We start from the raw sequence: 25,925 nt of genomic DNA, 5'->3' as shown, positions 1-25,925 counted from the left end.
GGGCAGAACGGGAAGCAGATTCCGTGCAGCTGTGAGGCGGTGAACGGCGGGGCGGTGTGGGGCACGGACCTCTACACCGATGACTCGAATGCCTGCGTGGCCGCGGTGCATGCCGGTGCGATTCCCGCCACGGGCGGGACGGTGGTCGTCACCATCCAGCCGGGACAGAGCAGCTATACGGGCACGACCCGCAACGGCATCACCACGTCCTCCTATGGCACCTGGCCGGGGAGCTTCTCCGTCAGCGGCCAGACGCCACCTCCGAGCAGCTGCTCGAGCTACAACTTCACGTCCTACCGCGGGCAGAACGGGACGCGGATTACGTGCGGCTGTGGGGCGGTGAGCGGCGGGGCGGTGTGGGGCACGGACCTCTACACCGATGACTCGAATGCCTGCGTGGCCGCGGTGCATGCCGGTGCGATTCCCGCCACGGGCGGGACGGTGGTCGTCACCATCCAGCCGGGACAGAGCAGCTACACGGGTACGACCCGCAACGGCATCACCACGTCCTCCTATGGCGCCTGGCCGGGGAGCTTCTCCGTCAGCGGCCAGACGCCACCTCCGAGCAGCTGCTCGAGCTACAACTTCACGTCCTACCGCGGGCAGAACGGGACGCGGATTCCGTGCAGCTGTGGGGCGGTGAGCGGCGGGGCAGTGTGGGGCACGGACCTCTACACCGATGACTCGAATGTCTGCGTGGCCGCGGTGCATGCCGGTGCGATTCCCGCCACGGGCGGGGCGGTGATCGTCACCATCCAGCCGGGACAGAGCAGCTATACGGGCACGACCCGCAACGGCATCACCACGTCCTCCTACGGCGCCTGGTCGGGGAGCTTCTCCATCGGCCCGTGGTAGCCACGCCGGCATCCGGCAGCCGGAACGAGGGTCGGGAGTAGAAGGGCGCCACCTGGTCCTCGCCACGGACATGGCCCTCCGGGGGCAGCAGCTCCCGGGGGGCCGTGCGGCTCGTTCGAACCCTCACACGGGTTCCCCTTCCCACCGAGAGGAAGAAGAGGCTTCGCCCACCGCCTTTAGCAACATGTCGACGAGCGCGCGACCGTCCGCTCGCGCCCGCCCTTGGGAAGCCCCGTCCTCACCTCCCGCTCACCTCCCGCCCTCTACCCCCAACAGGGCTCCTGTCCTTCCTATACGTCAGCGGTCGTTGATGCTCTCGAAGTGGTCGATGTCCATCAGGACGAAGCAATCGACGCCCTCGGGCGCCTGGCTGCGGCGCTCCTGCCTGCCGTGTTCGCCATCGTCACCACGAGTCCGCAGAGCAGGGGGCCTGCGATGAAGATCGGCTCCGGCTTGCGGCCCACGAGGTCGGTGCGCTCGAGCGCCAGTGCATACGGCTTCGGGACGACACCCATGAACCACGCAGCGCCGAGAATCTGCAGCGCCACGGTCGAGAGAAGAACCGCGAACCAATTAACCGAAAGAGTGAACATCGTGTGCGTCCCTGGTTGAGGTGAGACGCATGAAGTACTGCCACCCTGTTGCCACCGCGGTGGCAGCAGTGAATCGCTTGCTTCACGTCGCCGTCGGATACCCCTGCGGCGGTCTGGAGTCACATCGGTTCCATCATGTCGGACACCGTACCAAGGTGCGAAGGTCGGATGCCGACCTGACCGGTGACGGCTTCGACGACAAGACGGGGAGCGTCGTCGTCGAAGCCCCGTAGTCCCCGTGCGTGGGCTCATCCACGCTCGAGCACGTGTCTGAACCGGACCAGTACGGACGGCGGTCCCCTCACCGACAGGCGCACGCCCCGCTCGGTGTATTACGCATGCTGGAGAAGCGCGGTGCGCTGCCCGGGGAAGGGCCCGAGGACGCGCGGCAGGCCTATCAGGCCCAGTCCCTTCAGCAGCGCTTCCGATGGACGGGGCTGGACGTGCGGCCACCGCCCAAGAAGGCGCCCCGCTGCGCCTTCCTGGAGGGCTTCTCCCTCCATGCCAACACCCACCTGCATGCAAATGACAGGGAGGGCCTGGGTGCGCTATGCATAATGCCCCTCTTCTCGGAAACGGGTTTTGGAATGGCCTTGCCCTTCTCGTTCATTGTTTTCCTCCGCGCTTGCGGCCCCGGCGTGAAGCACCTGGGGCAAGAGGGGGGTCCACGCTCCGAGAAGAGCCTGTCGGATTGCCGCGGGCCGTGTCGACCGAGGTGACTTGGATGAAGTTATCCTCAGCCGCTGAGCCAGGAGCAGGCGGTGGAGCAGGCTCCCGGCGAAGTGCCACCTCTACAGCGTCAGCGAGCTTGAGCAGGTCGGAAATGCCGAGGCGAACCTCACGCCCGCCGATGCTGGGTGGGACCAGAGGTGCGGAGCGGTCCGTCCACTCAATGGGAAGCCTCATGCACCAGCCAGGTGGGTGCTCCACGTCGATGTACCGCCTGCCGTCCTGGCTACGGGCGGTGCGGATGACCGGCAGCTGCACGCCCTGGAGCGGATGAGTCGGCAGGGTGATGGTCACGCAGTCCGAAACCGGCCCTGCATGTATCGTAGTCTGCGAATGGGATGTGGAGCGGCTGTGCAGGTACGGAGCGCGGGGAGCCCTCGCGATGGAGCGCTTCGAGGAGGCAGAAGCCGAAGCTCTCACCTACGTACGGGCCTCGGAGGCGGCCAACGCCGACGAGACGGGGTTCGCGCGAGCGCGGACATCATCAACAGCGTACGCCCAATGGCTCCACGTGGACCCATCCCTCCGGTCAGGGCGCGAACGCGTAGGGCCAACGCGTGACCGTGACCGGGTTCGAACAGTTGTATTCGTTGCTCTCCTGGCAGAGCCTCACCTCCTGCCCGACCTGGAAGGACGCGGCTGGCGAAACAGACTCGAAGCAGCTCCCGGGGTTGCAGCAGTGGCTCATGCCGCTCACGGCTCCGCCGAGCGGGTTGGTTGTCATGAGGAGGGCGCAACCATCGCCCGAGTTGCTCGCCGAAATGGTGGGCGGATCAAAAGAGACCCACTCGAGCGTCCAACTGGGGGGGGAGCGTCGGCATCGTGAACACGACGGCGCCCGGGTAGCGGAAGTCGCCGGCGAGCCCGCCGCCGGGCATTCCCTGATTCTGGGCCTGGATGTCGAAAATCGAGATCCACTTCGACTGTTGCCCGCGATTCGGACACTGTGCCTTCAGGAGGTACACGTTCGAGAAGCTGTCATGAGCGAGCTGGGAGGAGAACGCCACGACGCCCGCGGCATCGGTGGTCCCCTGGAAGCGCAGCGTCGCCGGTGAGGCCGGGCGGGCCGACCCGGCGATGTACGCCTGAACGGCGCACCCGGAGATCGCGGCGCCGTCGGCGTTCACGACCCTGACCGTCATCGTGTGCGAGCCAACGGAGGTGCATGGGAAGTAGTACCCGCGGTGGCAGCCTCGGGTGTCGTAGTAGCCGCTCGCCACACGGTTGATGATTGTCTTCGAAAGGGGCGAGAACTCACATTCGTCGTAGGCGCAAGCGCGCATCGGGTCTCGGTTCGCGAGCATGCGCTCGGCCCAGTAGGGGGAGGGCGGAGAAGTGACGAGATTCTCGATGGGGGCAACGCCCGTCTGGTCATACGTGCCCAGGCCGTAGTACTCGCTCAACCCCAGCCCATTGTGGTGCCCGATCTCGTGGACGATGGTGAGGACCTGGTACTGGAGGTAGTCGTAGCGGTTGGTGCTGTTCTGGAGGTCGGTGTCGGAATAGATGTTCTTCCAGTGCATGTCCAGCAGGCTGAGCTCGTTCTTCCCTTCCCGCTCGGGGATCTGGTAACCGGACTGGCCGCCGTGCGAATGATCTCTCGACCCGATGTTTGCGTCGATGAAGGCCGCGAACGTGTAGGCGCCGACGAGCGGCACCGTCGAGTTCCGCGTAGTGGTGGGCATGGGCGCGTCGCGGCAGTGGATCTGTCCCAGCGAGAACCGGAGATTCGTTCCGCGCGCGTAGATGACGTTGACATCGTTGACATAGCGCTGAAGGCGCTGGTTGATATCGGACAGCCCGCACCAGCCCGAAGGAATGTGGAAGTCGATCGGGTGCACGTACGACTGAGCGTCCGCGCGGCCAGTCCAGACACACAGGACCATAAGGGCAAGTGAGACAAGTGACTTGATCATTTCTGTTCCTTGATGCGCAACAATTTGCCATGGAATCGCCGGTGCGCGAGTCCATCAACACAGCACCTACCCCAATTGAAGTCCCCTGCCCGCCCGCTCCGTCCCTCGGACCAGAGCGAGCGAGGCTCCCCCACCCGCCTCACCGACACATCCCAGTCGGATATGGCTGGAGCATGGTTTCGCAGGAGCCCAGGTAGGTGCCCCAACTTCCAGTGCATGTATACAGGGAGCATGTTGTAGTCCCCCTGGAGCAGTAGCCCGCATACGCATTGCTGGTCACGCAGGTAGATGGAAACTCATTCAGTGGATTGCTCTGGCAGTGCCTCGTGATGTCGGCCACGGAGGGAGCTGGAGGCGTGCAGTCGGCCCGCTGCTGGGTGGTGCGCAACTCGTTCCCCTCGGATGGCGTGAACTCTGTTCCGCCGCATCCAGTGATACTCGCGAGCCCAAGAATGGAGAAGGCAATAAACGCGCTGGTAGATTTCATGTGACCTGCCCTTCATGTCTTTCACTAGGAATGAATCCACTCTCACAACAACCGCGAACAAGACGCCTGCACAAACAAAACAACTCCCCCCCTTTTCAAGTGAGGCAGCCCCCTGTCCATCCCCTCGTCGAGGGCGAAGTGAGGACGTGGAGAGACAACGAGCGTGTCCCTCCGTCGACGTCCAACGCCCCGGAGCATCTAGAACGACGTTCTAGAACTGAGTTCTACACTAGGATGCGCGCATGCGCAACCCGGGTGGTCGCCGAAACGAAATTCTCAAGGCCGCACTCGAATGCTTCCTGGCGCGGGGCTTCGAGGGGACGACGGTGGCAGCCATCCGAGCCCGCTCGGGCGCCAGCACGGGCAGCATCTACCACGTGTTCCCCAGCAAGGACGCCATCGCGGCCGCCCTGTACCTGGAGATTCTCAAGCAGTACCAGGGGGAGCTGCTGCGGGAGCTCCAGCGCCACCACACCGCGAAGGAAGGGATCGAGGCGCTGGTTCGCTTCCACCTGGAGTGGTCCCAGGAACACGCCGATGAGACGCGATTCCTCGTGGTCGCCCGGGAGGCCTCTCAGGTCGTGGCCGCGGAGACCAACATCGTCGAGCAGAACAGGAAGTTCTTCGGCGAGGTGCTCGAGTGGCTTCAGCCACACATCCGGCAGGGCGCCGTGGAGGCCATGCCCTTCGCGCTGTTCTTCTCGGTCATCCTCGGGCCGGCCCAGGAGTTGTTGCGAGAGTGGCTCGCGGGGCGCACGAAGGTGGACATGCGCGCGGCCATCCCCATCCTCGCGGCGGCCGCCTGGCGAGCGGTCGAGAAACGGCCCGCGCCTCCCCCGAAGTGAGTGGTCGTAGCAGACTCCACCGCGATAGTCGCGAGCGAGGCAGCCACCTACCCCCTTCCAGGGCTGCTTCCGCTTCACCCAGATATGAGCGATCGGGTTGAGCAGGTGGCTGTCCGCGAGCGTCCCCGCCCGCACCACCGCGATGCCCGGCACGGCCATGTTGGTGTTGTAGATACGCGTGTGGCAGACGCCGCACACCCGCTGGCACGAAAGCCGCCGAAGTCAAGTTCTGGGCGTCGCCCGATTTCTCCCACACTGTCATGCCGTCGCCGGTGCCGGACGTGCTCCGGTCGACCGCCACGCGCTTCTTGAACGAGTATCACAACCAGCTGCGGATATTCGAGGACGAGTATGAGGTTGCGCCAGGGGTGGTCGTTCGTCTCACCGGCGGCCACACCCCAGGGCACAGCGTGGTCGACCTGACGTCGGCGTTGCAAGTGACGCCGCACTTCCACTCGCTGGTGCCGGACGGCGTCTTCGTGCCGCGGGAGGACGGCGTGCGCTTCGAGCCATTGCCCCCGCCCACGCAAGCAGAGGTGGAGCGGCTGCTGAGGGTGGTGCGCCACCGGGTGCTGCGCCTGCTGGAGAAAAGAGGGGCCCTGCCCGCGCAAGGGCTCGAGGACGCGCTGCGGGCATATCAGGCGCAGTCGCTGCAGCAGCGGCTGCGCTGGACGGAGGTGGACGTGCGGCCCCCTCCCCGAAAGCAGCCCCGATGCGCCTTCCTGGAGGGCTTCTCCCTACACGCCAACACGCACCTTCACGCCAACGACAGGCAGGGGCTGGAGCGGCTGTGCCGCTATGGGGCGCGTGGCGCGCTGGCGCTGGAGCGCCTGTCGCGAATGGAGGATGGCCGCATCGCCTACCGCATGAAGCGCCCGCTGCCGGACGGCACCACGCACCTGCTCTTCACCGGGCTGGAACTGTTACGGCGTGTAGCGTCCCTGGTACCTCCGCCTCGGGCAAACCTCACGAGGTTTCATGGCGTCTTCGCTCCAGGCGCGAAGCTCCGGCCATTTCTGGTCCCCCAAGCAGGTGTGGAGGAGGCGAGCGTGGCGCCCCAGGCAGTGGCCAGGAAGGAGCTGCCGAGAGGGTGTCAAAGAATTCGTGTGAGGGGACTCGGCACGACACGCGGCGGGAAGGAGTAGCGCGGAAAGGGGGCCGAAAAGTCCCCTCGCCTCCACCGGGCTGCCGCTTCGCGGAACGCCGCGACGAAGGTCCGGTACTGCTCGCGCCACTCCCTCAGCGCCTGGCGCGTGGAGGCATGTCCCAATGGCCGCGGGCTGCGCTTGAGGTGCTCGGGCCGAGTATGCGGGTGCTGCTCTTCACGCCGGCCCATGCCTCCTGGCTCAATCAAGCCGAATTACTGCTGCGTGCCTTCGCTGCGCACTACCTGCAGCGGGGAAGTTGGGCCAGCCGTGACGAGCTCATCGAACACCTCGACGCCAGCTGGCCCGAATACAACCGCCTCTACGCCCACCCTTTCACCTGGTCTTGGACTCGCGCCAAGATGCACGAGTGGGTTGACCGACACCTCTCCTGACTATGTCGAAAAACTTGTAGGACACTCCACTAAGCGCCCGGACATTAATTCTGTCTACCTGCGCCGCACCCGGAGGTGGTAGAGGCGCAGGGCGCTCCTGACCGCGGCCAGTAGCTCTTCGAGGGTGCTGTAGCTGCGCTCGGGTAGCTCATGGCCCTTGATGACACCGAAGATGGCTTCGATGTCATTGAGCTCCGGGCTGTAGGTCGGCAGATAGAAGAGGTGCACGCCTTGGCGGGCAAGGTCAGGCAGGACGCGCCGGATGTGCAGGCTGCGATGGACATTGCCGTTGTCGAGTACCACCCAGGCGGGTGGCGCTCCGGGGCGCACCAGGGACTTGAGGAAGCTCAGCGTGTCGGCAGCGTTGATGGTGCGCGGAAAGATTCGGTAGTACAGACCTCGCCAGGGGCCCAGGGGAGCATAGGCGGCCAGCGCATTGATGCGGCGGCCCACCGGCGCCTCGTACGGGACTCGCCGACGCTCGCCGACGGGTGTCCAGCTGTAACCGACGGGCTGCGTCGGGGAGAAGCCGCACTCATCCAGGAAGTACAGCCGCACTCTGGCGCTGCGGGCTTTTTTTGAGCCTGAAGAGCGCCTGGCGCGCTGCGGCAACGGCAGCCGAGTCCTGCTTGTGCTCCAAGCTCAGTTGCGTACGTCGCCATCCTGCACCCATGCCACCCAGGTAGCGGCGCACCTGACGCGGGCCAAGATGCACGCCATGCGCCTCGAGAGCGCGTGCGAGTTGTGCGGCCGTCCACGCCTGGGGCAGCGCGAGCAACGACTGGAGTGCAGCCTCGATGAACTGGCGACGCTGAACATCCGGCTTCCTGCCCCGAAGCGCCGGGAAGAGAGCCTCGGGCCCTCTCTGTATGTAGGCGCGCAGCACCCGCCGCACGGTCGCCGCGCTCCAGCCCAGATGGGCCCCGATACGAGGAGCACTCCAGCCTTCGGCGGCGAGTAGCACCATCTCTACTCGCTCGCGCTCCACCCAGCCCGCATCCGCGGACCGCGCTACCTCGCGCAACCGCCGACGCTCAGTCTCGGACACCTGCAGCAGGAGCCCCATGCCGCAGGTGTACAACATTTATGTCCGGGGGCTTAGCGCTCCGGTTCGCGCTGAGCGTGGAGTATCCAGGTGCGCGCGGACCGCTTATGAAGGGGCTCCATGGCGAGCAGGACCGTCGAGGAAGGACGCATCAAGAGGCTCAACACCCGCGAAGCGAAGGGTGGCGACTACATCCTCTACTGGATGCAGCAGAGCCAGCGCGCGGAGTTCAACCCCGCGCTGGAGTACGCCATCCAGCGCGCCAACGAGGCGAAGCTGCCGCTGCTCGTGGGCTTCGGGCTCATGGACGGCTATCCCGAGGCGAACGTCCGCCACTACCGCTTCATGCTGGAGGGTCTCCAGGACACGCGGCGCTCCCTCGCGCGCCGGAAGATTCCCCTCGTGGTCCAGCGCGGCCCTCCGGACGAGGTGGCGCTGAAGCTCGCGCGGCGTGCGGCGCTCGTGGTGTGTGACCGGGGCTACCTGCGCCACCAGAAACAGTGGCGTCAGACGGTGGCGGACAAGGCCTCCTGTCCCGTGATTCAAATCGAGGGTGATGTGGTGGTGCCGGTGGAGGCCGCCTCGGGCAAGGCCGAGTACGCCGCGCGCACCCTCCGTCCGAAGATCCACCGCCTCTGGAGCGCGTACCTGGTCGAGCTCGCGCCCACGCCGTTGAAGACGGACTCGCTGGGGCTCGGCGTGAAGGGGCTCGACCTGGACGACCTCGACGCGGTGCTGGCGAAGCTGGACCTGGATCGCTCGGTGCCTCCGGTGAGCCACCGCTTCCGGGGTGGCACGAGCGAGGCGAAGCGTCTCCTGCGCAAATTCATCACCGAGCACCTCCCCGTGTACCAGGAGAGCCGGCCGCACCCGGAGACGACGCACGTCTCGCACATGAGCAAGTACCTCCACTTCGGGCAGGTGAGTCCTGTGGAGGTGGCGCTCGCCGCGCGCGAGGCGAAGGCGGCGGACCCCCAGCGTGAGAGCTTCCTCGAGGAGCTCATCGTCCGGCGCGAGCTGGCGCAGAACTTCGCCGAGTACTCGCCCCACTACGACTCCTTCGCGTGCGTGCCCGAGTGGGCTCGAAAGACATTAGACAAACACCGCAGCGACGAGCGGCACCACCAGTACACGCAGGAGCAGCTCGAGCGGGCTCGCACGCATGACCCGTACTGGAACGCCGCCATGCGGGAGATGCGCTACACGGGCTACATGCACAACGCCATGCGCATGTATTGGGGGAAGAAGATATTGGAGTGGAGCAGCACCCCGGAGCACGCGCACCGCACGGCGATGGTGCTCAACAACCGGTACTTCCTGGACGGACGCGATGCGAACTCCTACGCCAACCTCGGCTGGTTGTTCGGTCTGCACGACCGGCCCTGGGGTGAGCGCGAAATCTTCGGCACCGTGCGTTACATGTCCTCGGGGGGCCTGGAACGGAAGGCGGACATGGAGGCCTATCTCGAGAAGGTGGACAGGCTCGTCGCCGAGGCGAAGGCGGCGGGCGTCCGCTTCGAGGGCGATTGACGCTCCCCGTCAGCCTTTCGCGATGCACGCGGCGGTGCGCACGCCTCCGAGCGCCGTGGCCAGTGTGCTCTGTCCCGGGAACACCGAGTCCCCCACGAGCCACAGCCCCTTCATCACCTGCTTCGGCCCCAGCGTGCGGTAGTGGTACAGCCCGGCCCGGCGCGGCACTCCGCCCACCGCTCCCCCCTCGCGCTGGGTGAAGCGCTCGAAGGTGCGCGGCGACGCCGTCATCTCGTGCTGCACGTTCTCCATCCACTCGGGGGCCAGGCGCCTCAGCCCCTGCCTCATCCGCTCCTGGATGGTGGAGACAATGCGTGCCTGCTCCTCCTCGGGCCGCCCCGTCAGCGAGCGCAGCGGGACGTGGGTGGACACCGTGAGGGTGCGGTGGCCCGGGGGCGCTCGGCCTGTGTCCGCCTCGCCGCTCAACGAGGCGAAGAGGTGGTTGCCTTCGATGAAGGGCGCCTGCTCGTTCTGCACCAGCTCCAGGTGGTGCGCGCTCGGCGAGTGCCCTTCGGGGGCTCGCGCCACGAGGTACAGCATCACCGCGCCCCAGCCTTCCTCTACTCGCGCGGAGAGCTCCCGCAGGCGTGAGGGCAGGCGCTCGGGTGGGAGCCCCAGCAGGCGCGTCATTCCCCCCGGCAGCACGTTGGCCACCACGTGGCGCGCGAGCAGCTCGCCCCGGCGCGCCGACACCTTCCAGCCTCCCGGCACGGGCTCGAGCGACTTCACCCGGTTGGTGTACAGCACCTCGCCGCCTCCGGTGGTGACGGCGCCCGCGAGGGCGCTGGCCAGCTGGCCAATGCCTCCTCGCACGTGTCCGGTGCCGCGCCAGTAGTAGTCCATGGCCCCGAGTGCAAAGGGCGCCTCGGCCTCGGTCGCGCCGCACTGCACGGTAATCTGGCAGAGCGCGTCCAGGTACGTGCGCAAGGGCGTGAAGCGCAGCAGCCCGTAGCGCTCCAGCACGGCGCTGAGCGGCCGTCCCATCCAGCGCATCAGGGGCGTGTATCGCATGACGCGCGAGGCATGCCGCAGCAGCGCATTCACGTCGAAGGGGGGCAGCAGCGTGGGATCATCGAGGATGGACCACAACGCTCCGGCCACCTGCTGCTGCAGCGCGAAGAAGTCTCGCAGCGCGTCGGCAGGGGCGTCCGGGAAAGCACGGAGCTGGTCGAGCAGGCGCTCGCGATCTCGGTACACATTCAGCCGCATGCCCGGGGTGCGCAGCTCCACGAGCGGATCCAACCAGTCCACCGTCACGTCGAGGCCGAGCTGGCGCACCCAGCGGCCGAAGAGCTGCTGCTCGTCGAGCCCCGAGAAGAGGGTAGCGCCGGCCTCGAAGGAGTAGCCGTGCCGGCGGAAGGTGCTGGCGCAGCCTCCCGGGTAGTTGAGGGTCTCGCAGAGCGCCACGCGGGCGCCCCTCTGGGTGAGCTCGAGCGCCGTGGCCAGTCCGCCAAAGCCCGCGCCCACCACCACTGCGTCGTACCAGGTGCTCGTCATCGTCCCCGTGCCGGAGGTCCGGCTCCCAGCCCCGAGGAGATAACGAACCTTGGCCGGGCAGGCACGTCCGATTTCACGGACGTGGCCTGGCCGTCACGCGCGTGTATCGGGCTTATTCCCCCGAGGGGAGCTCCACGCCGCTCTCCGGCTGCACGCCTGCCTCACGCAGCACGCGCACCACCTCGTCGGCCATGACGCGCTGCCCCGCGACGCTCGGGTGGATGCCGTCCACCTCCAGCCCGTCGAGGAAGAGGTGCACGTTGTCTGGCTGCCGCGTCACCGCCTCGAAGTCGATGATGTCGGGGAAGGTGGCGCGGATCCACGCGTTCATCGCCAGCCTGTCCCGCTTCACCACCTCGTAGTCGCCGTGGTTGGTCTTCTCCTTGGGCAGCAGCGTGCCCACCCACGTGCGGCAGAAGGGCTTCAGCCGTGAGACGAGCGTGCTCATCCGCGACTGCAACCCCGCCAGCTCCAGCGAGCTCAGGTCGTTGGTGCCCAGCAGCACGATGCAGTCGGTGATGCCCTCGAGCGAGAGCACCTCCTGGTCCAGGTTCATCAACTCCTCGTAGAAGCCCTGGCCCGAGACGCCCGCGTTGACGAGGGGCACGCCCAGTTGGGCCTCGGCCACCGACGGCCAGGCGAGCCGCGTGTCGTCATGGTCGGTGATGTAGCCCTCGGTGATGCTGTCCCCCAGGGCAACGAAGGCGCGCGCGGGCGGGCCCTCGACGTCCACCGTGGCCAGTCCCACTGCGCGGGCCCACGGCGTGCCTCCGATGGCGCCCGTGACGCTCGCGTAGGCGCCCGAGCGCACGTAGCTGCCGGGCAGGGTCTCAATGGCACTCACCGCCAGCGCGCCCTGCACCTCGAAGGACACGGCCAGCTCGTCGCGGAAGCTCACAGGGAAGGTGACGGGATCCGACACCACGCGAGTCCTCGCGCCCACGGAGAAGCCCGCACTGCCGGAGAACGTCACGTTCACGGGCGCGGAGGCCAGGGCGCCATTCGGGCCAGCGCGGGCGACCGTCACCTTGCGCAACACGAGCGAGCCATCTCCCGAGCGGAACGCGAGCCGCACCCTCTGCCCCGCCCGTCCCACCGGCACGCGCAGCCGGAAGGTCACGTTGCTCGCGCTGTGGGACCAGCGCAGCGCGTGGTGGAAGCCCGGCTGGAACATGGGGGGCACGGAGCGGGGCTCGCGCTTGTCCTCCTCCACGCGCACGGGGGCCACCTCGAGCCCTCCCTCGGGCAGCGATTCCTCCACCTGCCCCACGGGCGCGGGCGTATCGGGTGGCGCTGGGAAGCTCCCTTCCCCTGTGTCCACCTCGCTCCCGCATGCGGTCATGAGGATTGCCCACGCACACACCAGGACCGCTCTCCGTCCCCTCGAACCCATCCATCCCCTCCGTTGGCCCAAAGGGTGTGCATCTCCCAGGCCACCGGGGAGCGGGGAGGGGAGGAGCGGACATGCGAGCAGCTCGTACCCAAGGGCGGGTTGCACGGCGGCGTTGGAAACACGACAGCCCCCGCTCGCGGAGTGCGCGCGGAGGCCGTGTGCTGAATCCGTCCTTCGTGATGATTACGGCAGGACGTTGGCGATCAGCTTCCACTTGCTGCTGGTCTGCGCGGTGTTGTCCAGCCACGTGGACACACCGATGATGCCGGCCATGCAGGCGAGGTTGAAGACACCCAGCCAGTTGACGAGCTTGGTGGTGCTCTTCACGTCGGCGGGAGCCTCATCCGCGGCCTTGCTGCCGGACTCCATCGGGATGCCGTCGCCGAGCGCGCGCTTGGCCAGGAATCCGCCTCCGATGAGGTTGACCAGGCCGCTGACGAGCGTGGCGCCCATCAGGAAGTCCTTCACGATGACCAGCTTGCGCGCGGCCGGGGAGATGGAGCGACCGCTAATCTTGGAGCGGCCGAAGAACCACGTGAGCGCGGTGGAGCCGAGCCCGATGGCGTTGATGACGTTGTAGCCGTTCCACGCCGCGTTGACGATCTTCGCGCGGTCCTGCTTGTCGGAGATGAGCTTCGCCGACGGGTTGAGGGCCACCCGGCCAAAGAGAGAGCCACCGAAGCCGGCGGCGAGACCGAGGTTGTGGAGAACGTAAGCGCTGGTCGTGAGAGTCGGTGTAGGCATGGAGCCCCTCCTGTGCTGCGTTGTGGTGCGGGGGTGAAGCTACGCACGCTCCATGTTGCTGCCTTGTGACCTTGGTCCCCTGCTCGGTGGGAGGGTGGGAGGGCCTGTACCTCTTTCCTGGAGTTTCGCGATTGAACGGAGGATCGGCTTGGAAGCGAACATGCCAACGCTCCAGCGAGAGCTTTGGCATGGGGACGCGGGCGTGCAGCCGTTCGTCCTCAGTGTGACTGCCACCGAGGCAGCTTCACGGTGAAGGTGGAGCCCACGCCCAGCTCGCTCTCCACGCCGATCGTGCCACCGTGCGCCTCCACGATTTGCCGCGCGATGTAGAGCCCCAGCCCCAGCCCACCGAAGTTGCGCGAGGCCGCGCGCTCGAAGCGCTCGAAGATGCGCTTGCACGACTCGGGCGCGATGCCGATGCCTCGGTCCCTCACCACCAGCCACGCTTCGCCATCGTGGGCGCGTACCGTGACGTCCACCGGCTTGCCTTGTCCATATCGGGCCGCGTTGGCCAACAGGTTGCCCACCACCTGCTCCAGGCGTGAGCGGTCCCACAGCCCCACCACCGGCCCCTCAACGCGCAGCGTGGGCATGCCGCTCTCGGTCCACACCGGCTCATCTCCGAGCCGCTCCATCACCTCACGCGCCAGGCTCCCCAGTTCCACCTGCTCCTGATGCAACTCCAGCCGCCCCAGGCGGATGCGCGAGATGTCCAACAGCTCACCCACCAGCCGCGCCAGCCGCTTCGTCTGGCGCTGCGCCACGTCCACCACCCGCAGCAGTTGCTCGTCCGACAGCACTTGCATCCCCGAGCCACTGGTCACCGTGCGGTGCAGCCGCTGCAGGTTCATCATCAGCGGTGTGAGCGGCGTGTTCAGCTCGTGCGAGGCGATGGAGAGGAACTCGTCGCGGACGCGGATGGCCTCCTGCGCCTCGTGGTAGAGGCGGGCGTTCTCCACCGCGCTGCCCGCGCGCCGTCCCAGCTCCTGCACCAGCGCGCGGTGGGTGTCGTCCAGGGGACGCTCCCGGGAGAAGACGGTGATGACTCCCAACACCCGCTCGCGGTGCGTCAGTGGGACGATGAGCACTCCGCGCGCTCTCGCGTCCCTCGGCAGGGTGAGGGCTTCGGGTGATTGGGCCAGCCGCTCCCGCTCGCTTCGCGACAGGCGTGTGAGCAGCTCGGGCTGACCGGTGCGCGCCACCCGTTGCAGCGGCGTCTGCGCGCCCGGCTCCTTCGCGTAGAGCACGCCCCGGTAGCGCTCCTCCTGCGCGCGGTGACTCGGGTAGCACACCGCCACTCGGCGCAGGCTGAGCCCACCTTCCTCGCACAAGTCCACGAGGCACCCCTCTCCCACCGACGTGGCCACCAGCTCCGCCAGCGTCTCCGCGATGGTGGGGATGTCCAGGCTGCGGCTCAGCACGGCGCTGGCGTCCGCGAGCAGCGCCAGCGTGCGTTGGGTCCGCCGCTGCTCCATGTCCACCAGCGAGCCGAGCAGGGCCAGGCCCAGTCCGCCCAGCGTGGCCACGCCGATGGCCACCGCGCCGAGTCCGTCAATCTGCATGCCCGAGGTGCTGTACCCGGGGGGCATCCGCGCGGGGATGAAGCGGGCCGCCGCCATGCCGGTGTAGTGCATACCGGCAATGGCCGCCCCCATGAGCAGGGCACTGCCCAACTTCCTCCAGGACCAGGCGTGGCGCTCCCGCTCGAGCTGGAAGGCCAGCCACAGGGCCGCTACCGATGCTCCGATGGCGATGAGCACCGAGAGCGCGAACAGCCAGGGGTTGTACTGGATTGTCGCCTCCATGCGCATGCCAGCCATGCCGATGTAGTGCATGGCGTTGATGGCCAGACCCATGAAGGTGCCGCCCGCCAGCAGTCGGGGGAGGGTGACCAGGCGGCGGCTGACCACGAACAGGGCCGCCCAGGACCCCAGCACGGCCGCCGCCATGGACAACGCGGTGAGGCCGGGTCCGTAGCTCATCGGCATGGGCATTTGAAAGGCCAGCATGCCCACGAAGTGCATGGACCAGATGCCCACCCCCATCATCATGGCCCCACTGGCCAGGATGGCGCGCCGCGAGGGGCCGGAGGTCTCCGCTACCCGCCCCGAGACGTCCAGGGCCATGTAGGACGCCACCACGGCGATGGCGATGGAGAGCAGGACGAGGCCGGGATGAAAAGTGCCATTGATGTGCTGCGCGGCGCACTGAAGGCAGCCGAGCAGGCTTCCCACGGAGAACACAGAGCTCAGGTGCACGATGATTCTCTAACCTGTGCACGCACGGCTGCTCGTGCTTCCTCCCGTTTCTCAACCCTCCTCGGCCGAAGCGCCAGGGGGAGGGTTGCTCGCCTGCTCCTCGGCCTTTACGCAGTGCGACAGGGTGCTGCCTGGGGCAGGTGCCGCATGCGCGAGCGGGGCGTCTGCCTTTGACGGCTCACGCCGCGAGCTCTTCCACGCGTTCCTCGGTGAGGGGCCGCAGCCACGCCTTCAGCTCGCGGCGGGCCTGGTGCAGCCAGAAGCCCACCGTTCCCCGCGTGGTGCCGAGCTGCTTCGCGATGGCCTTGTAGCGCAGCCCCTCTATGTGCAGCTCGAAGGCAGCGCGCAAGGTGGGCGGCAGGTGGGTGATGGCTTCACGCAGCTCCTCCTCGGAGACGCGCTCCCAGGCCTGCCATGAGCGCGGCTCTCGGACGAGCACGGGCGCGCGCACCAGCTCCAGGTGCGGGCTCTCCTTGACCTCGGTGCTCCGGCGGCGGCAGGTGTCGAGGAAGCGCCGCTGGAGCGTGGTGCACAGCCACGCGCGACGTTTGGCGTCGCTCAAACCGCTCAAGCTTTCGAAGTGGAGCAGCGCGCGCTCCAGGGTGTCCTGAACCAGGTCTTCGGGCTCCACTCCTCCGTTGCGACAGAGCTTGCGTGCAAGCCCGAGCAGCAGCGGCATGTGCGGGCCGATGAGGGAGATGAATGCGTGGTTGTCTTCGATGAGGGTGCGTGACATGGGGCCTCCTGTGTGGGTGGAGGAGGCCGGGCCAAAAACGAACACGGGCCAGGAGAGCTCGTCTCCCGGCCCGCTCTGTATCCGGTGCGCCGCGGCGTCAGGGGCCCAGGGTGCACGAACAGTCGCTGTCCCAGGCGGTCTCGCGCGCGCTCCGTGAGAAGTCGCTCAGCGACGGAGGCCCCTGCGGGCTTGCTCCCGAGTCGACGAGCGTGCGGTGGACAACCTCTTCAAACTCGGCCAGCTCCGCGCACTTGGAGAGGAAGGCCTTGACGCCCGGGGCGTGTGGATCCGTCGCGGCGCTGTGCATGATGACGGGGACGTCGCGCAGCTCCTCGTCCCGCTCCAGGTGCTGACACAGCTCCACCCCGGTCATCCGCGGCATCTGCCAGTCCGTCACCACGAGGTCCGGTCGCCGCGCGTGGGCGATCTCCAGGGCCTCATGTCCATCATGTGCACGCAGCACGCGGTGGTCCATCAACTCCAAAACTTCCGCATACAGGTCGAGGAGCTCGGGCTCATCATCGACAAGAAGAATGGTGCTCATGACTTCACCTGTTCCTTTCCCGCAGGAGGAGGTCGAGAGCGGTCGCGCTATCTCCAATAGGGGAGCACCAGCCCCCCCTCTAGACTGGTGGACTTCCCGACTCACTGGTGTGATGTGTGTGATTTGGTACGCGTTTCGCGAGATGGCCATACCCTGCTCGAAGGGCCCGCTCGCCCCGCTGGTGGACGCGGAAGAGTCCTTTCTCCCAGGCAGCCGGCCTGGCGGGAATGAAGGAGGAGCGCGGATGCTCGCCCCTCCCCAGGGGATGGTGGCGTTGCCCGCCTCCTCGGGGGCCCCTAGCTTCTCTCTGAGGGGGCGTGGGGCGACATCATGGGACGGACCGGCGAGCATGACGGCCAAGGGCCGGTGGAGCCCCATCCGGAAGACGCGGAGCCCGGGTTCGACGCGGAGTTCGGTGACGGATCCGACTTCAGCGATTCCTTCCTGATGGAGGTGGCAAGCTCTACCCTCCACACGCCGTTTCGTAGGCTGCTGCCGGGCGAGCGTCTCGGGGGCTCGGACGGGCGCCGGTTTGAAATTCTCGAGGAGCTGGGCGAGGGCGCCATGGGCCAGGTCTTCCGGGCCCGGGATGACGAGCTGCAGCGGGTGGTGGCTCTCAAATTCCTCTTCCCGCGCGAGGAGCTCGCCGGCATGGGCCTGCGTGAGGCTCGGGCCATTGCGCAGCTGGACCATGAGAACATCGTCCGCATCTTCGATGTGTCCGAGTGGAGCAGCGGGCCGGGCGAGCCCACCGTTCCCTTCCTCGTCATGGAATGTCTGGAGGGCGAGTCGCTCTCGGACGTGCTGAAGCGGGAGCGGAAGCTCCCATTGCGGCGCGCGTTGGAAATCATGCGCGACGTGGCCGCGGGGCTGGCGCACGCGCACGAGCACCACATCATCCACCGGGATCTCAAGCCCAACAATGTCTTCATCACCCACGGGGGCACGGTGAAGCTGTTGGACTTCGGGCTGGCGTGGGTGGCGGCCTCGGGCGCCGCGTCCGTGCCGCACTTGCCCACGGCCGGCACGCCCCCGTACATGGCTCCGGAGCAGTGGCGCGGGGGAAAGGTGGACGAGCGCACTGATATCTGGGCCGCGGGTGTCATGCTCCATGAGTTGCTCACCGGCGAGCTGCCCTATCCCCACCTCTTGTTGGAGGAGCTGCGCGCGCAGGTGCTCTCCCCGGAGCCGGTGCCCTCGGTGCGTGCACACCACCCAGAGCTTCCCTGGGAGTTGGAGTCGCTGCTGTCCGTGGCGCTGGAGAAGGACCCCGCGCAGCGTCTTCTATCGGCCGCGGAGCTGCGTGAGGAGTTGCGCGAGCTGGAGGAGCACCTGCGGCCTGGCCGCGGAGCCCAGCGGTCGGTGGCGCCCCAGCGTCGGCAGGTGACGCTGGTGTACTGCCGGGTGGAGGGGCTCTCCGCGCTGGCGGAGGAGTTGGATCCAGAGGACTTCGGCGAGCTGGAGGCGGCCTTTCACCGCGCCGCCTCGGAGGCCATCCAGCACCACGGCGGCTTCATCACCCTGTGCATGGGCGATGAGATGCTGGCCTGTTTTGGCTATCCGGTGGCAAAGGAAGGCGACTCGGAGTGCGCGGTGCTCGCGGGGTTGGCCCTCCCCAAGGCCGTGCACGAGGCCCTCCAGGGACGGCTGCCACCGGGGCCACTCCCGGCGCTGGCCGTGCAGGTGGGCATCGATACGGACATGGTGGTGCTGGATGACATCCTCCCGGAGCTGCGCGGGCGGACGCCCACCATTCAGGGAGAGGCCCCGCGCATCGCCACCTGGTTGGCGCGGCACGCGGGGCCGGACGAGGTGGTGCTTGGCTCCGGCACCTACAGCCTGGTGCAGCGTGCCTTCGACACCGAGGCGCTCGGCACCCGCGCCTTCGACGGGCGGCGCTCCTTCCAGGTGTATCGCGTGCTGCGCTCGCGCGCGGCCGTCATCCGCTTTGAGCGCACGCTCGCCAAGGACGGGAAGCTGAGCCCGCTGGTGGGCCGCGAGCGGGAGCTGCGGGTGATGCTCGAGGCCTGGGAGCGGGCCCGCGAGGGGCGGGGCGGCTACGTGCTCATCAGTGGTGAAGCGGGCATTGGCAAGTCCCGCCTCATCCAGGAGCTGATCGAGCGGGTGTCGCTGGACGAGCCCCTCCTGCTGCGGCTCCAGTGCTGGAGCCAGTTCAGCACCAGCGCCCTGCACCCCCTCATCGAGATGTTGCAGCGGGTCTGGGTGAACCCGGAGCGCTCGCCCGAGGAGAACCTGCGCGCGCTGGAGCGGAACCTCGCGCAGCGGGAGCTGACACCTCTGCAGGAGCGCGTGCTGGCCTCGCTGGTGTCGCTGCCGGTGGCCGAGGACTCCCCGCACCTGCGCCTCACGCCTCAACGCCAGAAGGAGGAGACGCTGGCGGGACTGGCCACCCTGCTGGTGCACGAAGCAGGGGAGCGTCCGGTGCTGGTGGTGGTGGAGGATCTTCACTGGGCGGACCCCTCCACGCTGCAGATGCTGGGGTACCTGCTCGACATCGTGGAGCGGGTGGGCCTGCTCTTCGTCCTCAGTGCTCGCCCTGAGTTCCGCCCGCCCTGGGTGCAGCACTCCGGCTTTCAATCCCTCGCATTGGAGCGGTTGCCGGCGGAGCGCACCGCGCAACTGGTGAAGGAGGTGGCGCGCGGACAGGAACTGCCGGACGAGGTGGTGACACAGCTGGTGACCCGGACGGACGGCATTCCCCTCTTCGTGGAGGAGATGACGCGCGTCATGTTGGAGAGTGGGGCGGAGGCGTCCATTCCCGTCACGCTGCAGGAGCTGCTGCTGGCGCGGTTGGACTCGTTGCCCCTCCGGCAGAAGCAGCTCGCGCAGCTGTGCGCGGTGATTGGCCGCGGCTTTTCCCATGCGTTGCTCGCCCGCCTCACGGGACTCGGGGGCACGGTGCTGCGCCGGGACCTCGCGGGTCTGGTCGCCGCGGGGTTGCTCCAGTCTCGCGACGAGGGGGCCGAGCCCGGCTACCAGTTCCGCCACGCCCTCATCCAGGAGTCGGCCTACCAGTCCTTGCCTCGCAGCGCGCGGCGGCAGTACCACCAGCGCATCGCCCAGGCCCTGGTGGAGCACTTCCCCGCGCAGGCGGAGTCTCGGCCCGAGCTGCTGGCCCACCACTATACGGAGGCCGGGTTGCCGAAGCCGGCCATCCACTACTGGAAGCTGGCTGGAATGCGCGCCAGCCAGCGCTCGGCCAACGAGGAGGCGGTGAGCCACCTCACCCTGGCGTTGAAGCTGCTGCGGAGCCTGCCGGATTCCACGTCGCTCACCCAGGATGAGCTGCAGCTGCTCATCGCTCTTGGCATGCCCCTGGTCCAGGTGCAGGGCTTCCGCTCGCCCGAGGTGGAGCGCACGTACACGCGGGTGCAGCAGCTCATCCGCGAGGTGGGTGAGGCGCTGCCCCGGCTGGAGCTGAGCTTCTGGGGCTCCTTCGCCTACTACTTCGCGCGCGGTAAGACGCGGGATGCGCATGAGGTGGCGGAGCTGCTGGTGGGCCTGGGTGAGCGCCAGCACAACCTGGAGTTGCTCTCCATGGGGCACCGGATGATGGCCACTGATCTCTTCACCTGGGGGGAGATGTCCAAATCGCTGCGGCACGTGGAGCTGGCGCTGGAGAGCTCGGACTTCGAGCTCGAGCAGCACCGGACCCTCGCCGTCCGGCAGTGGGTCAACCCGCGCGTGGCCGCGCTGGCCTATGGCACCCTGCCGCTCTCGGCGACGGGACAGGACGAGCGGGCCGAGCACTTCACCCGTCAGGCGTTGGAGCTGGCCGGGCGCATCGGCCATGCGCACACGACGGCGCTCGCGCTCACGTACTGCGCCATCGGGAGCCAGTTGCGGTGGGACGCACGGACGACGCTGGGCCTGGTGGACCAGTGCATCCCGCTCTCGCGCGAGCACCGCTTCCTGTTGTGGTACCTGTGGCCCTCCGCGCTGCGGGCCTGGGCGCTGGCCGAGCTGGGGCGTCCTCAGGAGGGGCTGGTGGTGATGCGCGAGGTGCTGGAGCAGTGGACGCGCTCGGGCCTCCTGGCGGGCATGCACCACAACCTGGGCATGCTGGCCCATATCCACCTGCGGTTGGGGCAGGCGCAGGAGGGGCTGGCCGCGGTGGAAGAGGCCATGACGTGGCCGGCTGTGACGGAGGAGTATTCCTATCTGCCCGAGCTGCACCGGGCCCGCGGCGAGCTGTTGCGGCTGGCGGGTCGCGAGGACGAGGCACGTGAGGCGTTCCTCGAGGCCATCCGCTTTGCCCGAGAGCACGAGATGCGCGCCTATGAGCAGCGAGCCCAGGCGAGCCTGCGCCGCCAGTTCCAGGCACTGGGGCTTCACGAGGAGGCAGCCTTGCACCCGTGACCTGGACGGTTTCGGGGCCGGTGTGTTCCGCTCGGCGCCATGAGCTCTTCCTCTCGTCGTGCCCTGGATGCCCCCGCGGGTGAACTGGTGGTTTTGTCTCGCTCCCTGGTCGAGGAGGTCGCCGAGTCCTCCCGGACGAGCCCCCGGCGCCGCATCATCCTGCCCTTCCACAAGAAGGAGGACGAGCTGTTGCACCGGATGCTCAACGTCATCCAGCCGGACAGCTACGTACGGCCGCACCGCCACCTGGAGCCTCCGAAGGCCGAGGCCTGGGTGGTGCTGCGTGGCGCGCTGGCCTTCTTCACCTTCGAGGAGGAGGGTCGTGTGCGGGACTGTCTGTCATTGGAAGCCGGGGGCGAGCAGTTTGGGGTGGACCTGGCTCCAGGCATCTTCCACGGGCTCATCGCGCTCGCGCCGGACACGGTGCTCTTCGAGGTGAAGAACGGGCCCTACGCGCCGGCCAACGAGAAGTCCTTCGCCCCTTGGGCTCCCGAGGAGGGGACTCCAGAGGCCGTGAGCTACCTTGCTCGGCTGCGTGAGGAGTATCAGCGGCGCTACCCCTCCTCACACGCCCGTATGTCTGGTGGTCGGCAAGGGGAGTGAATTCGTCGCACCCGTGCGTCACGAACGCGCGCTGCTTCGCTCCTCCCGTTGAGGGGCGATGACGCCATGAATTCAGGCCCCATGCTTCCTGGCCTCGAGTGCGTTGCCCGGTGCCCATGGGACCCATAACTTCATTTATCCAGGCCTTCCATTGTGAGGGCGCTTCGACCGGGGAGCAGGGAATGCATGACGAGACCGGTCACAACAGCGGGGGCGCGCATCGCCCCGCCGCGCGGTTGTCTCGAGCCGCGGACTCGGACTTTGGCGATTCCTTCCTGAAGGAAGTGGCCCAGGTTCCTCCCCCGTTCCGCAAGCCGGCTCCTGGGGAAAGGCTGGGCGGCTCGGATGGTCGCCGATTTGAGATCCTCGCCGAGCTGGGCGGTGGTGCCATGGGGCGGGTGTTCCGCGCTCATGACGAGGAGTTGCAGCGCGTGGTGGCGCTCAAGTTCCTCCTCCCCCGCGAGGGTTTGGGCGAGCGCTGGCCCATGGGGCTGTTGAGGCAGGAGGCGCGTGCCATCGCGCAGCTCGACCACGAGAACATCATCCGCGTCTTCGACGTGGCCGAATGGGTCGGGGAGCCCTGGGAGCCGCGTACTCCCTTCATCGTCATGGAGTGCCTCGATGGCGAGTCCCTCGCCTCGCTCCTGCAGCGGGAGCAGAAGCTCGGCGTGCGGCGCGCGCTGGAGATCATGAGCGCCGTGGCCGCGGGACTGGCCCATGCGCATGGCCGCCACATCGTCCATCGCGATCTCAAGCCCAGCAATGTCTTCATTACGGGCCGGGGTGGGGTGAAGCTGCTCGACTTCGGGCTCGCGTGGCTCACGTCCTCCAGCGGCTCGCCTGTGCCGTACCTGCCCACCGCCGGCACGCCTCCTTATATGTCTCCAGAGCAGTGGCGCGGCGGCAAGCAGGACGAGCGCACGGACATCTGGTCCTCGGGCGTCATGCTGTACGAGGTGCTCACCGGGGAGCTGCCCTACCCGAGCTCCACGCTGGAGGAGCTGCGTGCCAAGGTGGTGGCTCCCGGTTTCGTGCCCTCGGTGCGTGCCCGCGATCCTGAGCTGCCCCAGGAGCTGGAGGCGCTCGTGGCCTCGGCCCTGGCGAAGGATCCACGTGAGCGCCTTCCCTCGGCCATCGAGCTGCGTGACAGGCTACGCCGGTTGGAGGAGCGGTTGGGGCCCTGGCGTGAGGAGCCTCGCGCCGTGGCGCCCCAGCGCAGGCCGGTGACGCTGGTGTCCTACCGGCTGGTGGGACTGGTGGGACTCGCTGGGGAGCTGGATCCGGAGGACTTCAGCGAGCTGGAGGCCGCATTCCAGAAGCTCTGCTCGGAAATCACCCAGCAGCACGGGGGCTCCATCACCACCTGCGTGGGCGACGAGGTGCTGACGTGCTTCGGCTATCCGGTGGCGCACGAGGAGGACTCGGAGCAGGCCATCAACGCGGGGCTGAAGCTGTCCGCCATCCTGCCAGAGGAGCTGCGTCGGCGCTTCGCCTCGCTGGACCTGGGCTCCCTGGCGGTCCAGGTGGGCGTCCACACCGAGATGGTGGTGTTCGACGACATCCTCCCGGAGCTGCGGGGCCGCACGCCCACCATCCAGGGAGAGGCCCCGCGCATCGCGTCGTGGCTGGCCCGGCAGTCCGAGCCCGGTACGGTGGTGCTCAGCGATGCCACGAACACCCTGGTGCAGCGCGTCTTCGAATCCGAGGCGCTCGGCTCGCGCACCTTCGAGGGGCTGTCCGGAGCGCGGCACGTGGACATCTGGCGCGTGAGTCGCGCGCGCAAGGCGGCTACGCGCTTTGATCGCGCGCTGGCGGTTGGCTCGCTCTCCCCGCTGGTGGGCCGCGAGCACGAGCTGAGCCAGTTGCTCGAGTACTGGGAGGAGGCTCGGGAGGGGCATGGCTCCTTCGTGCTGCTCACCGCCGAGGCGGGTCTCGGCAAGTCCCGCCTCATCCAGGAGGCTCGCCAGCGGGTGGCGTCCTCCTCCTGCACCGTCCTGCGTTGCCAGTGTTGGAGCCAGTTCGCCAACAGCGCCTTCCATCCCCTCATCGAGCTACTGCAGCATCTCTTCCGGTTGGAGCCGGAGGGTGCGCCGCGGGACAACCTGCGCAAGCTGAAGGAGCAGTTGGGGACCTTGGGCCTGGAGTCGGAGCACATTGCGCTCATCACCTCCTTCCTCTCGTTGCCGGTGATGGAGAACCTGCCCCTCCTCCAGCTCTCGCCCGAGCGCCAGAAGGAGCGCACCTTCGAGGCGTTGACGGCGCTGCTGCTGCGCATCGCGCGGGAGCGCCCGGTGTTCGGTGTGGTGGAGGACCTGCACTGGGCGGACCCGTCCACCCTGGCGCTGCTCGACTACGTGCTGGGCCGCGTGCGCGGCGCGCGTGTCCTGCTGGTGCTGAGCGCGCGGCCCTCGAGCTTTCATCACGCGTGGCCTGAGGTGGGCTCCCTTCACCGGATGGAGTTGGAGCGGCTGCCGGCGCGGCTCACCGCCACGCTGGTGCAAGAGGCGGCCGGTGACAGGACATTGAACGAGGAGACGGTGCGCCTGCTCGTGGAAAAGACGGACGGCATTCCGCTCTTCGTGGAGGAGCTGACGCGCATGGTGGTGGGGGGAGGCGCCCTTCCGTCCATTCCCATCTCCCTGCACGAGCTGTTGCTGGCGCGCCTGGACAGGTTGCCCCCGCGGCACAAGGCGTTGGCCCAGTTGTGCGCGGTAGTGGGGCGCAGCTTCTCCCATGCCCTCATGGCCACGCTGATGCGGCGTCCCCCGGAAGCGCTCCAGGCGGACCTCGAGGAGTTGGTGGACATGGGGCTGCTCCAGCGCGAGGAGGAGCAGGAGGGACCGCGCTACCAGTTCCGCCATGCCCTCCTCCAGGACGCGGCCTACCAGTCCCTGCTGCGTGGCACCCGGCGTCAGCACCACCGGCGCATCGCCCAGGCCCTGGAGGAGCAATTCCCCGATGTGGTGGAGACACAGCCGGAGCTGCTGGCCCACCACTACACCGAGGCGGGAGCGTACGAGCCCGCCATCCGTCACTGGCTCCAGGCCGGACTCCGCGCCAGCCACCACACGGCCAACCAGGAGGCGGTGAGTCACTTCCAGCAGGCGTTGAGGCTGTTGCGCTCGCTGCCGGACGCCGCGCAGCGGATTCAACAAGAGCTCCAGCTGCTCATCGCGCTGGGCCGTCCGCTGTCGGCGCTGCAGGGCTACCGCTCGCCCGAGGTGAAGCGGACCTATACCCGGGCGCGCGAGCTGTTCCGTCTGGTAGGGGATGAGTTGCCGGGCCTGGAGCTGTCCTATTGGGGACCCTTCGCCTACTACTTCGCCTGCGCGGAGCTCCGCCTGGCCCACGAGCTGGCCGAGCAGCTGGTGGACCTGGGCTCACGCCAGCGCAACCGGGAGCTGCTCGCCTTGGGCTACCGGATGATGGGCGCCGACTTCTTCTCCTGGGGACGGATGCGCGAGGCGCTCGAGTTCGCGGAGCGCGCGGTGGCGTGTTCGGAGTTCTCCCTGGAGGAGCACCGGAAGCTGGCCATGCGGCACTGGGTGGACCCGCGGGCGGTGGCGCTCGTTCATGCTTCCCTCGCCCACTCCGTGCTGGGCCACACGGAGGACGCACTCCGGTTGAGCCGCGAGGCGTTGGAGCTGACGGTTCGCATCGACCACGCCCACACGCGTGCCTATGTGCTGCTCTACGCCGCCGCGTCCTGCCAGCTGCGGCGCGACGCGCGGGGCACGCTCGAGCTGACCGAGGAGTGTCATGCCCTCTCTCGCGAGCACTGGTTCCAGTTGTGGCTGATGTGGTCCGGTCTGCTGCGCGGCTGGGCCCTGGCCGAGCTGGGGCGACCCGAGGAGGGGCTGGCGCAGACGCGTGAGTGGCTGGGCCGGTGGCGGATGGCGGGCCTGCGCGCCGGCATGCCGCACCACCTCGGACGGTTGGCGGAGGTTCACCTGCGCTTGCGGCAGCCGCGCGAGGCGCTGCTCGGGGTGAGGGAAGCCCTGCGTTGGGCGGAGGCGTCGGGTGAGCACTTCTACGATTCCGCGCTGTACCGCATCGAGGCCGAGGCGCGGTGGGCCCTGGGGCAGGAGGAAGAGGCCCGCGCGAGTCTGCGCCAGGCGGTGCGCATCGCGCGCGAGCAGGGGGCGGAGGAGTACGAGCGGCAGGCCCTGGGCGCCCTGGGGCCGTCAACAGAGGCGGAGTTGCACGCGGGATCGGTGTGAACGTCGGTGT

At 67.9% G+C, this 25,925-nt stretch carries 19 protein-coding genes and 1 pseudogene; 9 read left to right on the top strand and 11 right to left on the bottom strand.

Features of this window, described 5'->3' with window-relative positions; translation table 11 throughout:
- The first annotated feature begins 39 nt into the window (after window positions 1-39).
- Window positions 40-855 carry an LCCL domain-containing protein gene (locus F0U60_RS51355; protein WP_395825817.1) on the top strand — a complete coding sequence of 272 codons (816 nt, stop codon included), beginning with the start codon at window positions 40-42 and terminating at the stop codon, window positions 853-855.
- A gap of 335 nt (window positions 856-1,190) precedes the next feature.
- On the opposite strand, the gene F0U60_RS51350 is transcribed toward F0U60_RS51355, so the two are convergent.
- Window positions 1,191-1,448: a hypothetical protein gene (locus tag F0U60_RS51350; RefSeq protein WP_395811863.1), complete on the bottom strand. Its 258-nt coding sequence runs from the start codon at window positions 1,446-1,448 to the stop codon at window positions 1,191-1,193.
- Between the two features lie 338 nt (window positions 1,449-1,786).
- On the opposite strand from F0U60_RS51350, the gene F0U60_RS51345 reads away from it, so the two are divergent.
- On the top strand, window positions 1,787-2,167 hold the full coding sequence (locus F0U60_RS51345; protein WP_395811862.1) for a hypothetical protein: 381 nt from the start codon (window positions 1,787-1,789) through the stop codon (window positions 2,165-2,167).
- A 783-nt stretch (window positions 2,168-2,950) separates the two neighbouring features.
- On the opposite strand, the gene F0U60_RS51340 is transcribed toward F0U60_RS51345, so the two are convergent.
- Window positions 2,951-4,093 carry a hypothetical protein gene (locus tag F0U60_RS51340; RefSeq protein WP_395811861.1) on the bottom strand — a complete coding sequence of 381 codons (1,143 nt, stop codon included), beginning with the start codon at window positions 4,091-4,093 and terminating at the stop codon, window positions 2,951-2,953.
- Window positions 4,094-4,822: 729 nt separating this feature from the next.
- On the opposite strand from F0U60_RS51340, the gene F0U60_RS51335 reads away from it, so the two are divergent.
- Window positions 4,823-5,425, top strand: a complete 603-nt coding sequence (locus F0U60_RS51335; protein ID WP_395811860.1) for a TetR/AcrR family transcriptional regulator — start codon at window positions 4,823-4,825, stop codon at window positions 5,423-5,425.
- An 84-nt stretch (window positions 5,426-5,509) separates the two neighbouring features.
- On the opposite strand, the pseudogene F0U60_RS51330 reads toward F0U60_RS51335, so the two are convergent.
- Window positions 5,510-5,623, bottom strand: a pseudogene (locus tag F0U60_RS51330) (hypothetical protein); the annotation flags it as partial.
- Window positions 5,624-5,706: 83 nt separating this feature from the next.
- On the opposite strand from F0U60_RS51330, the gene F0U60_RS51325 reads away from it, so the two are divergent.
- Together F0U60_RS51325 and F0U60_RS51320 are read left to right on the top strand one after the other, a co-directional pair.
- Window positions 5,707-6,570, top strand: coding sequence for a transposase (locus F0U60_RS51325; RefSeq protein WP_395811859.1), 864 nt, complete (start codon window positions 5,707-5,709; stop codon window positions 6,568-6,570).
- Window positions 6,571-6,686: 116 nt separating this feature from the next.
- Window positions 6,687-6,965, top strand: a complete 279-nt coding sequence (locus tag F0U60_RS51320; protein WP_395811858.1) for a hypothetical protein — start codon at window positions 6,687-6,689, stop codon at window positions 6,963-6,965.
- Window positions 6,966-7,019: 54 nt separating this feature from the next.
- Here the strand turns inward: F0U60_RS51320 and F0U60_RS51315 are convergent, their stop codons facing one another.
- The gene (locus F0U60_RS51315; RefSeq protein ID WP_395811857.1) at window positions 7,020-7,523 is read right to left on the bottom strand and encodes an IS630 family transposase; all 504 of its coding nucleotides are present in this window, start codon (window positions 7,521-7,523) and stop codon (window positions 7,020-7,022) included.
- On the bottom strand, window positions 7,501-8,031 hold the full coding sequence (locus F0U60_RS51310; protein ID WP_395811856.1) for a helix-turn-helix domain-containing protein: 531 nt from the start codon (window positions 8,029-8,031) through the stop codon (window positions 7,501-7,503). The genes F0U60_RS51315 and F0U60_RS51310 overlap by 23 nt, the downstream gene beginning before the upstream one ends.
- A 99-nt stretch (window positions 8,032-8,130) precedes the next feature.
- On the opposite strand from F0U60_RS51310, the gene F0U60_RS51305 reads away from it, so the two are divergent.
- Complete coding sequence (locus F0U60_RS51305; RefSeq protein WP_395811855.1) at window positions 8,131-9,540, top strand: deoxyribodipyrimidine photo-lyase; 1,410 nt, start codon at window positions 8,131-8,133, stop codon at window positions 9,538-9,540.
- A gap of 9 nt (window positions 9,541-9,549) precedes the next feature.
- Here the strand turns inward: F0U60_RS51305 and F0U60_RS51300 are convergent, their stop codons facing one another.
- The 6 genes from F0U60_RS51300 to F0U60_RS51275 form a co-directional block, all read right to left on the bottom strand.
- Window positions 9,550-11,037: a phytoene desaturase family protein gene (locus F0U60_RS51300; protein WP_395811854.1), complete on the bottom strand. Its 1,488-nt coding sequence runs from the start codon at window positions 11,035-11,037 to the stop codon at window positions 9,550-9,552.
- A gap of 112 nt (window positions 11,038-11,149) precedes the next feature.
- Window positions 11,150-12,379 (bottom strand): SGNH/GDSL hydrolase family protein, encoded by a 1,230-nt coding sequence (locus F0U60_RS51295; RefSeq protein WP_395811853.1) that lies wholly within the window; start codon window positions 12,377-12,379, stop codon window positions 11,150-11,152.
- A gap of 234 nt (window positions 12,380-12,613) precedes the next feature.
- On the bottom strand, window positions 12,614-13,174 hold the full coding sequence (locus tag F0U60_RS51290; protein WP_395811852.1) for a hypothetical protein: 561 nt from the start codon (window positions 13,172-13,174) through the stop codon (window positions 12,614-12,616).
- A 218-nt stretch (window positions 13,175-13,392) separates the two neighbouring features.
- A complete protein-coding gene (locus tag F0U60_RS51285) occupies window positions 13,393-15,432 on the bottom strand; it encodes an MHYT domain-containing protein (RefSeq protein WP_395811851.1) in 2,040 nt (679 codons plus the stop codon).
- 178 nt (window positions 15,433-15,610) lie between these two features.
- Window positions 15,611-16,168 (bottom strand): RNA polymerase sigma factor, encoded by a 558-nt coding sequence (locus tag F0U60_RS51280; RefSeq protein ID WP_395811850.1) that lies wholly within the window; start codon window positions 16,166-16,168, stop codon window positions 15,611-15,613.
- 97 nt (window positions 16,169-16,265) lie between these two features.
- The gene (locus F0U60_RS51275; RefSeq protein ID WP_395811849.1) at window positions 16,266-16,712 is read right to left on the bottom strand and encodes a response regulator; all 447 of its coding nucleotides are present in this window, start codon (window positions 16,710-16,712) and stop codon (window positions 16,266-16,268) included.
- Between the two features lie 330 nt (window positions 16,713-17,042).
- Here F0U60_RS51275 and F0U60_RS51270 point away from each other — a divergent pair, with 330 nt between their 5' ends.
- From F0U60_RS51270 to F0U60_RS51260, 3 genes are all read left to right on the top strand, one after another.
- Window positions 17,043-21,092 (top strand): protein kinase, encoded by a 4,050-nt coding sequence (locus F0U60_RS51270; protein ID WP_395811848.1) that lies wholly within the window; start codon window positions 17,043-17,045, stop codon window positions 21,090-21,092.
- 39 nt (window positions 21,093-21,131) lie between these two features.
- Entirely contained in the window at window positions 21,132-21,695 is a 564-nt protein-coding gene (locus F0U60_RS51265; RefSeq protein WP_395811847.1) for a WbuC family cupin fold metalloprotein, read from the top strand.
- Window positions 21,696-21,877: 182 nt separating this feature from the next.
- A complete protein-coding gene (locus F0U60_RS51260; RefSeq protein ID WP_395811846.1) occupies window positions 21,878-25,915 on the top strand; it encodes a protein kinase in 4,038 nt (1,345 codons plus the stop codon).
- The last annotated feature ends 10 nt before the right edge of the window (window positions 25,916-25,925 follow it).

The organism is Archangium minus (assembly GCF_044360475.1).
GTDB lineage: Bacteria > Myxococcota > Myxococcia > Myxococcales > Myxococcaceae > Archangium > Archangium minus.
The sequence above is the reverse complement of the archived record's forward strand: the minus strand, read 5'-3'. Positions and strand labels throughout refer to the sequence as shown.